Annotated in this window: 7 protein-coding genes; 6 read left to right on the top strand and 1 reads right to left on the bottom strand. The window is 62.4% G+C overall.

Annotated features, from left to right (window positions below):
• The first annotated feature begins 5 nt into the window (after positions 1-5).
• Positions 6-1,400, top strand: coding sequence for an efflux transporter outer membrane subunit (locus AB4N41_RS17990; RefSeq protein WP_252877800.1), 1,395 nt, complete (start codon positions 6-8; stop codon positions 1,398-1,400).
• A gap of 580 nt (positions 1,401-1,980) precedes the next feature.
• Here AB4N41_RS17990 and pvdP read toward each other — a convergent pair.
• Positions 1,981-3,606: a pyoverdine maturation tyrosinase PvdP gene (pvdP, locus tag AB4N41_RS17985; protein ID WP_095179476.1), complete on the bottom strand. Its 1,626-nt coding sequence runs from the start codon at positions 3,604-3,606 to the stop codon at positions 1,981-1,983.
• 207 nt (positions 3,607-3,813) lie between these two features.
• Here pvdP and pvdM point away from each other — a divergent pair, with 207 nt between their 5' ends.
• From pvdM to AB4N41_RS17960, 5 genes are all read left to right on the top strand, one after another.
• Positions 3,814-5,178: a pyoverdine-tailoring dipeptidase-like protein PvdM gene (pvdM, locus tag AB4N41_RS17980; RefSeq protein WP_095179475.1), complete on the top strand. Its 1,365-nt coding sequence runs from the start codon at positions 3,814-3,816 to the stop codon at positions 5,176-5,178.
• Positions 5,175-6,461 carry a pyoverdine-tailoring periplasmic protein PvdN gene (pvdN, locus tag AB4N41_RS17975; RefSeq protein ID WP_252877798.1) on the top strand — a complete coding sequence of 429 codons (1,287 nt, stop codon included), beginning with the start codon at positions 5,175-5,177 and terminating at the stop codon, positions 6,459-6,461. The genes pvdM and pvdN overlap by 4 nt, the downstream gene beginning before the upstream one ends.
• A gap of 36 nt (positions 6,462-6,497) precedes the next feature.
• On the top strand, positions 6,498-7,385 hold the full coding sequence (gene pvdO, locus AB4N41_RS17970) for a dihydropyoverdine dehydrogenase (RefSeq protein WP_041478504.1): 888 nt from the start codon (positions 6,498-6,500) through the stop codon (positions 7,383-7,385).
• 109 nt (positions 7,386-7,494) lie between these two features.
• Positions 7,495-9,144, top strand: coding sequence for a cyclic peptide export ABC transporter (locus AB4N41_RS17965; RefSeq protein WP_252877797.1), 1,650 nt, complete (start codon positions 7,495-7,497; stop codon positions 9,142-9,144).
• Between the two features lie 115 nt (positions 9,145-9,259).
• Positions 9,260-11,743, top strand: a complete 2,484-nt coding sequence (locus tag AB4N41_RS17960; protein ID WP_252877796.1) for a TonB-dependent siderophore receptor — start codon at positions 9,260-9,262, stop codon at positions 11,741-11,743.
• Positions 11,744-12,072 lie beyond the last annotated feature (329 nt).

Below are 12,072 nucleotides of genomic sequence, written 5' to 3'. Positions count from 1 at the left end.
GACCTATGAAAGTGCGACTGACGCTCCTCGCCGCCAGCCTGTTGCTGGCGGCCTGCAGCAGCCCGGTGCCGCGCCTGGACAGCGGCGTGCAGCCACCGAGCGCGTGGCAGTCCGTCGACAGCCATGGCGCGCTGCAGAGCAATCGACAATGGTGGACGCAGTTCGGCAGCCCCGAGCTGGCGCGACTGGTCGAACAGGCGCGGCTGGGCAGCTACGACCTCGCCGCCGCCGTGGCACGGGTCAGACAGGCCGAGGCCAGCGCAACCATTGCCGGCGCCCCGCTGCTGCCCGAACTCAAGGCCGGGCTGAACGCCAACCGGCAGAAACTGATCCACGGCAAGGGCTACAGCCAGTTGGATGTCAGTCCCGAGAATCGCTCGCTGGATTATTACGACGCCGAGCTCAGCGCCAGTTACGAAATCGATTTCTGGGGCGGCAAGCGTGCCGCGCGCGACAGTGCCTTGTTCGGTGTGCAGGCCAGCGAGTTCGACCGCGCCACCGTCGAGCTGACCTTGCTCAGCGGCGTCGCCAACAGTTACACCCAGGCCCTGGCCCTGCGTGAGCAGGCGCGCATCGCCGAACTCAATCTGGCCAATGCACAGAACGTGCTGCATCTGGTGCAGACCCGTTTCGACGCCGGCAGCGCCACCGCGCTGGAACTGGCCCAGCAGAAAAGCCTGGTGGCGGAACAACAGCGTCGCCTACCGCTGGTGCAACAACAGGCCCGCGAAGCACTGATCAGCCTCGCCGCCCTGCTCGGCCAACCGGTGCAAGCGTTGCCGTTGCCCGAGCAATCCTTCGCCCAATTGCACTGGCCGGACATCGCCAGTGGCGTGCCGAGCGACTTGCTCAGTCGCCGCCCGGACATTGCCAGCGCCGAGGCCAGACTGGCGGCGGCGGAGGCTGATGTCACCGTCGCCCGCGCCGCGATGCTGCCGAAAATCACCCTGACCGCCAGCCTCGGCAGCGGCGCCGACCTTGCCGCCGACCTGCTGCGCACGACGTTCTACAACCTGTCCTCGGGGCTGACCGCGCCGATCTTCAACAACGGCCGCCTCAGCGCCGAACGCGACAAGGCCAAGGCGCGGCAGGATGAACTGCTGGAGACCTATCGCGGGGCAATCATCAACGGCTTCGCCGACGTCGAAAAAGCCCTCAGCAGCATTCGCGGCCTCGACGAACAACGGCAATGGCAAAGCGAAGAACTGAACCAGGCACAGACCGCTTTCGACATCGCCCAGAGCCGCTACCAGGCCGGCGCCGAAGACCTGCTCACCGTCCTGCAAACTCAGCGCACGCTGTATGCGGCGCAAGACCTGAACGTCCAGCTGCGCCTGTCGCGCTTGCAGGCGAGCATTGCCTTGTACAAAGCGTTGGGGGGTGGTTGGGAAGTGATCTGAGGGCGATGCGTCGACTGAACTGACGCCTTCGCTGGCAAGCCAGCTCCCACAGGGATCAGGGTAAATCTGCTGTTCATTCGTATCTTTGAGATCGCTATCGCGAGCAGGCTCGCTCCCACAGAAAAGCAAAGCAGCGCAGCTGCCCGCGGCGAAGCCGCCCCACTCAACAATGAGCGTTAGCTCGAGTGCTTTTGATCTTGATCTACCGGCGACGTCGGAAGGCTGAGCGGAGGGATTGATCCGGGCGTGGGAGCGCAGCGACCGTCTGGCGCAGCCAGACACAGCGGAAGGAGGTGCAGCGAAGCAAACCGGAAACGCTGCGCCCGGATCGATCCCGCAGCGAAGGAACCCGAGCCTGCGAGGGCCGAACGCAGGAGCAAGCGTTTTTTTGCTTACTTTTTTTAGGCGTTTGTAAAAAAAGTGAGTCGCCGTAAGGGCGAAACCTTAGGTAGTCGTTACCGCAGCGATGGATATGTACTCACTCAAAATGCCCCCACCGCCCCAAAAAAAGCCTCCGCGAGCAAGCTCGCTCCTACAAGGGATTGCGACCAATTCAGAGAGTGTGTGTGTTTGAACCAATCTAGAGCTGTCGGCCCTTGACCTTCAGGTGTCGCGCATACCAAGGGCGCTGTGGCACTTTGCGGAACAGCTCGGTCATGTTGTCTTCATCGCCGAAGGTGATGCGCAGTGCCAGTTTCATGGTTTCCGGGTCCATCTCCACTGAGCGTCCGACTTGCAGGCCGGGCACGGTACTGCAGCCGTGGGTGTCGGGGCCGAGCCAGGGGTCGGCGACTTCCACCCAGCGTCCCGGTGCAAACCACGGAACGCCGTTGACTTCCAAACGACTCACTTCGCCCGGGTGAAAACGTTCATGGGCGCGGAACCAGTCTTCCAGGCGGTCATCAATCCAGCCATGGAAACGCCAGAACACCGGGTTTACATGGGAGGAAAACGGGTCGCCGAGAAAGTCGTTTTCCGGCGCATACCAGCGCGCAGCGAAGTCTGCCTGATCCCGCGCCATCGGCACTGGAATGTCGTTGGATGGGTCACGCGCCACCGAAGCCCAGCGCATGTGCAGCCAGTCGTGCAGGCCCAGTTCGACTTCCGAACCGAACTGGCCAAGGGTCAATTTCGACAAATAACGCGGGTCACGGTACTGCGATTCCCAGACCAGGAAATTGCTCTGGAAAGTCTCCGCCGCTTTGATGTCGCTGACCCACTTGGTGTACTCGTCATCGCCCTCGGCCAGCCAGGTCGGCGGCAGCGAATTGCCGTCATGATTGTCGAAATAGCGGGCGAAGCCCTGTCGGTCCCGCTCCAGCTCAGGCTGCGGCTGCGGAAACGCCGGCCAGGAAGGCAAATCCTGCATCGAGCGGGCGATGCCTAGCATGTGCCGATGCATAAAGAAAAAATCCACGCCCGAGCCATTGCGATCCTTGCTTGGCCCACGGGCGTCGCGCTCCTTGTCACGCGGCCCGGGCTGCCAGCCGATGCCGCGCAGCGCTTCGCGCTTTTTCTCCGAGAGCTTGTGCCACTTGTCGCGGGTGGCGTGCCAGAGCTGGTGGAACAACCGATGCTCGGGCGCCACCAGCCAGGCCAACAGTTGCGGATTCAGACCGGTGCGTTCACGGGCCTCGGGAAAACGTCGTTTGATGGCGATGAACTGGTTGTCCAGCTCGGGCAACGCCAACGGCCGGTCCAGACGCAGCACTTGCCCGGTGAACGTGGCGCTGCCGGCATTGCCGAACGCCGCCCAGACCTCATCCAGTTTGACTTTTAATTCATACACCGGCGGTGCAAGTGGCGCATCGGTGCGCAGCAGGCGCCAATACATCTCGGCGCCGTTGCCCGGTGCCAGATCGCCAACCACTTGATAACGCACAGGCCCTTCGGCACGCAGATTCGCTCCGGTGTCGAGATAACCGCGCAGGCCGCGCCCACGATGAGCGATGTCGAGAAACAGCTCCAGGCCTTGCGCCGGCAAACCATCAAGCCCGGCCGCCGCACCGGTAAAGCGAATGTCCCAGACCCCACGCAAATTGTCCGCCAGCTGTTGCCCGGCGGTGTCCGCCAGATCGACCGTGGCCTCGCCCGGGGTGATCGGAAACTCCTCGCGGGTCAATTCACGATGTGCATAAAAAGCGGCAGGCAGCGCGGCGCCCGTGAGTGCCATGCCCGCCATGAACCAGCGTCGAGAGATCGTCATTGCCCTACCTGTGTCAGCCATGAAGCAGGCTTTATCCAAGCTAGAACGTTTGCTCGGCGGGGAAATTTACGCCGCCGGCAAAACATCCCTGCGCCGCTGCCGGGCATTTGTAACGCGCGCCTAAATTAGCCCTGCGGCCACTCGTTCTTCCCAGATAGCAAAGGCCCCTGCGCCTGTACCTCGACGGCGAACCTGAATGAGATGGCAATGACAAAACCGCGTTGGAAAAAGGCTCTATTCATCGGCCTGCCGCTGGCCCTGGCGATCAGTGCCGGCGCAGGATTTCTGGCCTGGGATTACTGGAACAACCCCGGCTATCCGGTGAAGGTGATGAAACAGGCGACGGAGTTGCAGGATCGCCTGCTGTCGTTCGACAGCCACATCACCGTACCGCTGAGTTTCGGCAGCCACGATCACGAAGCCGACAAGGATGGCTCGGGCCAGTTCGACCTCATCAAGGCCAATCGCGGACGCCTGTCCGGCGCGGCGCTGACGGTGTTCGGCTGGCCGGAAATGTGGAACGGCCCGAATGCCCCGCACCGTCCGACCGAGGGTTTTGTCGAAGAAGCGCGCAATCAGCAGGAGGTGCGCTACAAGATCATTTCCGGGATCGTCCGCGACTTCCCCAATCAGGCCGGCATCGCCTACACGCCAGATGATTTCCGCCGCCTGCACGGCGAAGGCAAGTTTGCGATTTTCATCAGCATGCTCAACGCCTACCCGCTGGGCAATGACCTGAGCAAGCTCGACCTGTGGGCCGGGCGCGGCATGCGCATGTTCGGTTTCAGTTACATCGGCAACAACAGCTGGGCCGACTCGTCGCGGCCGCTGCCGTTTTTCAATGATTCGCCCGACGCCCTCGATGGTCTGTCGGACATCGGCAAACAAGCGGTGCAGCGCTTGAACGATCTGGGGGTGATCATCGATGTTTCGCAGATGTCGACCAAGGCCCTCGAGCAAGTCGCCGAACTGAGCCGCACACCGCTGGTGGCCTCGCACTCGGCGCCACGGGCGGCGGTGGATATCCCGCGCAACCTCAGCGACAAAGAACTGCAACTGATCAAGAACAGTGGCGGCGTGGTGCAAGTCGTCGCCTTCTCGCAATACCTGAAACCGCTGACCCAGGGCACGCAGGACAAACTCAATGCGCTACGTGCGCGCTTCGATCTGCCGCCACTGCCCAATCTGGCCATGGCACTGATGCCGGGCGATCCGATCATCACCGCCTGGTCGGAACAGAAGCTCGGCCAGTACGCCAGCGGCCTCTACGCGATCCTCGAAGAGGAACCGAAAGCCACCCTCAAGGACTTCGGCGACGCCATCGATTACACGGTGCGCAAGATCGGTATCGACCACGTCGGCATTGCTTCGGATTTCAACGATGGCGGCGGTATCAAGGGCTGGGAAAACGTCGGCGAGATTCGCAACGTCACCGCCGAACTGCTACAGCGCGGCTACTCCGAAGCGGATATCGCCAAGCTCTGGGGCGGCAACTTCATGCGCGTCTGGGATCAGGTGCAAAAAGCCGCGAAACCAGCGCTGGCGTCGCGCCAGGAGGTGGCCCGGCCATGACCGATCGTCGCACTTTCCTGAAGCAGGCCGGCCTGCTCGCCGCCGCCCTGCCCCTGGGCGCCAGTCTGACTGCACCGGCGGCCATCGCTGCCGTGCCGACTGCGTCGCGAGACAAATGGGCGCAGTTGCGTCAAATGTTCGATCAGGATCCTCAGGCGATTCACTTCGCCAATTTCCTCGTCACCTCACATCCGAAACCGGTGCGCGAAGCGATCGAACGCCATCGCGCGGCGCTGGATCTGAATCCGGGTCTGGCGATGGATTGGGATCTGGGCGTCACCGAGAAGCGTGAAGAAAACGTGCGCCACTGGGCCGGCCAGTACCTGCAAGCCAAACCGGCGCAAATCGCCCTGACCGGCAGCACCACCGAAGGCCTGGCGATGATCTACGGCAGTGTGCAGGTGCGCGCGGATCAGGAAATTCTTACCACGGTTCACGAACATTATTCGACGCGCAACATTCTCGATTTCCGCAGCCGTCGTGACGGCACGCGCGTGCGCAAACTCAAGCTGTTCGAAACCCCGCAGAGCATTTCTCTGGATCAGGTGCTCGACACGATCAATCGCAATATCCGCCCCGAAACCCGCGTGCTGGGCATGACCTGGGTGCATTCGGGCAGCGGCGTGAAGCTGCCGATCAGCGACATCTCGCGGCTGGTCGACGAGCACAACCGCCAGCGCGACGACAAGGATCGGCTGATTTACGTGGTCGATGGTGTGCACGGTTTCGGTGTCGACGACTTGAGTTTCCCGCAGATGAACTGCGACTTTTTCATCGCCGGCACGCACAAGTGGATGTTCGGCCCGCGCGGCACCGGCATCGTCTGCAGCCGCACCGAAGAACTGAAATACGTCAGCCCCAGCGTGCCGACGTTCTCCGAGGCCACGGCCTTCTCGACCATCATGACCCCGGGCGGCTACCACGCCTTCGAGCATCGCTGGGCACTGGACGAAGCCTTCAAGTTACACCTGCAACTGGGCAAGGCCGAGGTGCAGACGCGCATTCATCAGCTCAACAGTTACCTCAAGCAACGCTTGCAGGAGCACCGCAACATCGAGTTGGTGACCCCGCTCGCCTCGCAGTTCTCCGCCGGTTTCACCTTCTTCCGGATCAAGGGCCAGGACAGCGATGAAGTAGCTGCCTGGCTGATGCAGAACCGGGTGATCTGCGACGCGGTCAGCCGCGACGTCGGGCCGGTGATTCGCACCGCACCGGGCTTGCTCAACAACGAAGCCGAAGTGGATCGCTTCATGGACATCCTCGGCACCAAGCTGCGTGCCTGACCCTCGACTGCCGTTTTCCTTTCAAAGAGACGACCCATGAAAAAGCCTCACGCGTCACTCCTCTCCAAAGCCCTGCCCGCACTGGCGCTCAGCGCCCTCTGCGGCGCATTGATGCCCGGCAGCGCGCAGGCGGCGACCGCCCCCGCCGCGGGTAAAGTGTTCAAGGACTGCAAGGACTGCCCGGAAATGGTCGTGCTGCCGACTGGCAGCTACACCATGGGCACGCCGGACGATGAAGTCGGCCGCCAACCCGACGAAGGCCCGCTGCACACGGTGACGTTCAGCAAACCATTCGCTATCAGCCGCTCGCAGGTGCTGGTGGGTGAATGGGACGCCTATGTCCGCGAGACCGGCAACAAGCCCTACGACTTCGATGATCGTCCGGGCCGTCGTTGCACCGCCGGCAAGCCGGAATTCAAACAGACGCCACGCGACCCGGCCGTATGCATGAACGTCGCCGAAGCCCAGGGCTACATCGACTGGCTGTCGAAAAAGACCGGGCACGCCTATCGCCTGCAAAGCGAATCGATCCGCGAATACGCCGCCCGGGGCGGCAGCACCGGGCCTTTCCCGTTCCCGTTCGATGAGGGCAAGGATTACCAGATCTCCAAACACGCCAACACCTACGGCGCAGCCGACGGCTACAACTTCACCTCGCCGGCCGGCACCTTCCCGGCCAATGCGTTTGGCGTGTTCGACGCCCACGGCAACGTCTACGAATGGACCGCCGACTGCTACCACCCGGACTACTCCGGCGTGCCCGCCGACGGTCGCCCATGGACCCAGGAAAACTGCGAACGCCAGGTCATGCGCGGCAACGACTGGGGCGAGGCGCCGATCTTCTCCCGCTCGGGCAACCGCAACAGCAGCTGGCCGACCAGCAAGGGCGACTGGCTGGGCTTTCGCGTAGTACGCGACCTCTGATCCCGCCCTCGACGAGCGCAGCCACGCCTGCGCTCGGTTAAAGAAACTCCGCGACCATTCGTTTTCCTTAAGTACCGGCACTCCCTCCGCATCGAAGCAGGAATCCTCCATGACCAAGCCTACGCGTGGGGCGATCAACGAATTGTTCGCCCTGCTCAAGCCCTTCCGCCTGATCGTCTCGGCGTCCATCGTGCTCGGCATGCTCGGCGGCCTGAGCGTCACCGTGCTGCTGGCGACCATCAACAACGCCCTGCATTCCGATGACGGCCTGACCCGCACCGTGGTGATGATCTTTGCCGGCCTCTGTGCCCTGGCCCTGCTGACCACGATCCTGTCGGACATCGGCACCAACTACGTCGGCCAGCACATCATCGCCAAACTGCGCAAAGAGCTGGGGGAGAAAGTCCTGTCGGCGCCGATCGACCAGATCGAACGCTATCGCAGCCATCGCCTGATCCCGGTGCTGACCCACGACGTCGACACCATCAGCGACTTCGCCTTCGCCTTCGCGCCCTTGGCGATCTCCATGACCGTGACCCTTGGTTGTCTCGGCTATCTGGCCATGCTGTCGTGGCCGATGTTCCTGATGATGCTGGTGGCCATCGCCATCGGCACCACCATCCAGGCCATCGCCCGGGCCAAAGGCATGCGCGGTTTCTACGCCGCCCGCGATTCCGAAGACGAACTGCAGAAGCACTACAACGCAATTGCCGAAGGCGCCAAGGAACTGCGCATTCACCGCCCGCGTCGCCAGCGCATGTTCGTCGCCGGCATTCAAAAAACCGCCGAGAAAATCTGCGATACCCAGATCAGATCGATCAACACCTTCGTCATCGCCAAGTCGTTTGGCTCGATGCTGTTCTTCGTGGTCATCGGCATGGCCCTGGCCCTGCAATCGCTGTGGCCGAGTGCCGACAAAGCGGTGATGAGCGGTTTCGTTCTGGTGCTGCTGTACATGAAGGGGCCGCTGGAACACCTGATCAGCACCCTGCCAATCATCAGCCGCGCGCAGATTGCCTTCCGCCGCATTGCCGAACTCAGCGAACAGTTCTCCTCACCGGAACCGCACCTGTTGCTGCAGGATCAGGGCGGCAAGCCGGCCGCCGTCAACAGCCTGGAACTGCGCAACGTGCGCTACGCCTTCCCTCCCGTGGAAGGCAGCGAGCCGTTCCGCCTCGGCCCGGTGAACCTGCGCATCGAACAGGGCGACATTGTGTTTATCGTCGGTGAGAACGGCTGCGGCAAGACCACGCTGATCAAATTGCTCCTGGGCCTGTACGCGCCGACCGAGGGCGAAATTCGCGTTAACGACAAGCCGATCACCGCCGTCAACCGCGATGATTACCGGCAGAACTTCACGACGATCTTCGCCGACTACTACCTGTTCGATGACTTGATCCAGGGCGATCGTGAAGTGCCGCAGGATGCCACCCGCTACCTGGAACGTCTGGAGATCGCGCACAAGGTCAGCGTGCGCGACGGCGCCTTCAGCACTACCGACCTGTCCACCGGTCAGCGCAAACGCCTGGCACTGGTCAACGCCTGGCTCGAAGAGCGGCCGGTGCTGGTGTTCGATGAATGGGCGGCGGATCAGGACCCGACCTTCCGGCGGATCTTCTATACCGAGCTGCTGCCCGACCTCAAGCGTCTGGGCAAAACCATCATCGTGATTTCCCACGACGACCGTTACTTCGACGTCGCCGATCAACTGGTGCGCATGGAGGCCGGCAAGGTCAGAAGCGAACTGCAAACCGCTTGATCGAGGCAGCCGCGACCGGGCCGGAGAAAAAACTTTTCCGGTTTGCCGCGGCTTCCTCGTCTTAATGAGATGAATAAGAACCATTAACAACTATACCTGCCAAGGTCTTAACCTCATGTCCGCATCCCGTTTCATGCTTCGCCCTCTGACTCGAGCCCTGCTGATGCACGGCGCGACCCGCACACGCCTGGCCGGTAGCGGCCTGGGTCTGGCACTGACCCTCGCGGCAGCGCCGTATGTCCAGGCCCAGGAATGGACCCTGAACATCCCGGCCCAACCGCTGGCCCAGGCCCTGCAAACCCTCGGTCAGCAGACCAGCCTGCAAATCATCTACAGCCCGGAAAGCCTGCAAGGCCTGCGCTCCAGCGCCCTCAACGGCCGCTACCAGGACGACGAATCGCTGAAGGCGATGCTCAGCGGCACCGGCATTCGCTATCAGCGTGACGGCAACACCGTCACCGTGCTCGGCCCGGTCACCAGCGGCAGCGCGATGGAACTGGCGCCGACCAACGTCAACGCCAACCGCCTCGGCGCCACCACCGAAGGCAGCAACTCCTACACCACCGGCGGCGTGACCATCGGCAAGGGCGTGCACTCGCTGAAGGAAACGCCGCAGTCGGTCACGGTGATGACCCGCAAGATGCTCGATGACCAGAACCTCAACACCATTGAACAGGTGATGGAGAAGACCCCGGGCATCACCGTCTACGACTCGCCCATGGGCGGCAAATATTTCTACTCGCGCGGTTTCCGCATGACCGGCCAGTACCAGTACGACGGCGTGCCGCTGGACATCGGCAGCAGCTACGTGCAGGCGGACAGTTTCAACAGCGACATGGCCATCTACGACCGCGTGGAAATCCTCCGCGGCGCGGCGGGCATGATGAAGGGCGCGGGCGGCACCGCCGGCGGCGTCAACTTCGTGCGCAAGCGCGGCCAGGACACCCCGCACACACAGCTGTCGCTGTCGGCCGGGACCTGGGACAACTATCGCGGCCAGGTCGACACCGGCGGCCCGCTGAACGACGCCGGCACTGTCCGTGGCCGCGCCGTGGTGACCCAGCAGACCCGTCAGTATTTCTACGATGTGGCTGAACGCCGCGACCAGATCTACTACGGCGCCCTGGACTTCGACCTCAGCCCCGACACCACCCTCGGTCTGGGCATGGCCTATGAAGACGTCGACGCCACCCCGTGCTGGGGCGGCCTGCCGCGCTACGCCGACGGCTCCGACCTGCACCTGAAACGCTCCACCTGCCTGAACACCTCGTGGAACAACCAGCGCAGCAAACGCGCCACCTACTTCGCCGACGTCAAACACCAGTTCAACGATGACTGGTCGCTGAAAGTCGCCGGTGTGTACTCGCGCAACACTCAGGACATGGAATATTCCTTCCCGAGCGGCACAGTGCCCTTGGGCGCCACCGCCACCAACACGCTGATGCTCGGCAGTACCTATGACTACGATCAGCGCGACTACGGTTTCGATGCTTACGTCGATGGCAAATTCGACGCCTTCGGCCAGCAGCACGAACTGATCGTCGGTGCCAACGCCAGCCGTTCGCACAAGGACGACTTCTATGCGGTGGCCGCGTTGCCACAGCGCCAGAACGTGTTCAACCCGAACCACAACATCCCGCAGCCGGATGAAAGCTACTACCTGGCCAACGCCTCCCGTGGCGGCCCGGTGGACATGCACATCAAGCAATACGGCGCCTACTCGATCGCCCGCCTGAAACTCGCCGACCCGATGACCCTGGTACTCGGCAGCCGGGTCAGCTGGTACAAATCCGACACCGACTCGGTGCAGTACTTCCGCGGTGAAGGCACCGAGGTCAACACCCAGTCCACCGAAACCGGCCAGGTCACGCCGTTCGCCGGCCTGCTCTACGACCTCAACGACAACCTGACCGCCTACGCCAGCTACACCGACATCTTCACCCCGCAAGGCTCGTACAAAACCATCGACGGCAGCACGCTCAAGCCGCTGATTGGCCAGAGCTACGAGCTGGGGATCAAGGGTGAGTGGTACGACGGTCGTCTGAACACCACGTTCAACCTGTTCCGCACCATCCAGAAAGACGCGGCCCAGGATGACCTGCGGTGCGAAGACAGTTCGTGCCAGATCAACTCGGGCAAGGTCCGCGCCCAGGGCTTTGAAGCTGAAGTCAGCGGTGAAGTGATCGACCGCCTGCAACTGTTGGCCGGTTATACCTACACCCAGACCAAGGTGCTGGAAGATGCCGATGCCACTCAGGATGGCGCGGTCTACAACTCCTACGTGCCGCGTCACCTGTTGCGCGTCTGGGGTGATTACGCCCTGAGCGGGCCGCTGGACCGTGTGACGATTGGTGCGGGTGTCAATGCGCAGACGGGCACCTACCGGGTTTCGCCTCTGGGCGGGGACAATGTCGATGGCGCGGGTTATGCGGTCTGGAACGGTCGCATTGGTTATCGGATCGATGACACCTGGTCGGTGGCGTTGAACGGCAATAACCTGTTCGACAAGCGTTATTACGCGACTATTGGTACCGAGGGGTTCGGTAACTTCTACGGGGATCCACGCAATTTTGTGATGTCGGTGAAGGCTGATTTCTGATTTTTTGATTTGAGCTGTGAGAGAGCCCCGCATTGTGAGATGCGGGGCTTTTTGGTTTTTGGGATTGGGGATTGGGGGGCATATCCGTTGCTGCGGGTGCTGCCGCTGGCGGTTTCGCTCTTACAGCGAGTCACCTTTTCCAAACGCCGAAAAGGTAACCCAAAAGGCTTTGCCCCGGCGTACGGCCCGCTCGCTGGAGCTCGGGGTACCTTCGTTACGGGACCGATCCGGGCGCAGCGGCTCCGGTTGGCTTCGCTGCACCTACACTCGCTGTGTACGACTGCGTCGTACGGTCGCTACGCTCCCACCCCCGGATCGATCCCGTAACG

This window comes from Pseudomonas sp. S2_A10 (assembly GCF_054668465.1).
This window is presented reverse-complemented; position numbering and strand designations above follow the sequence as displayed.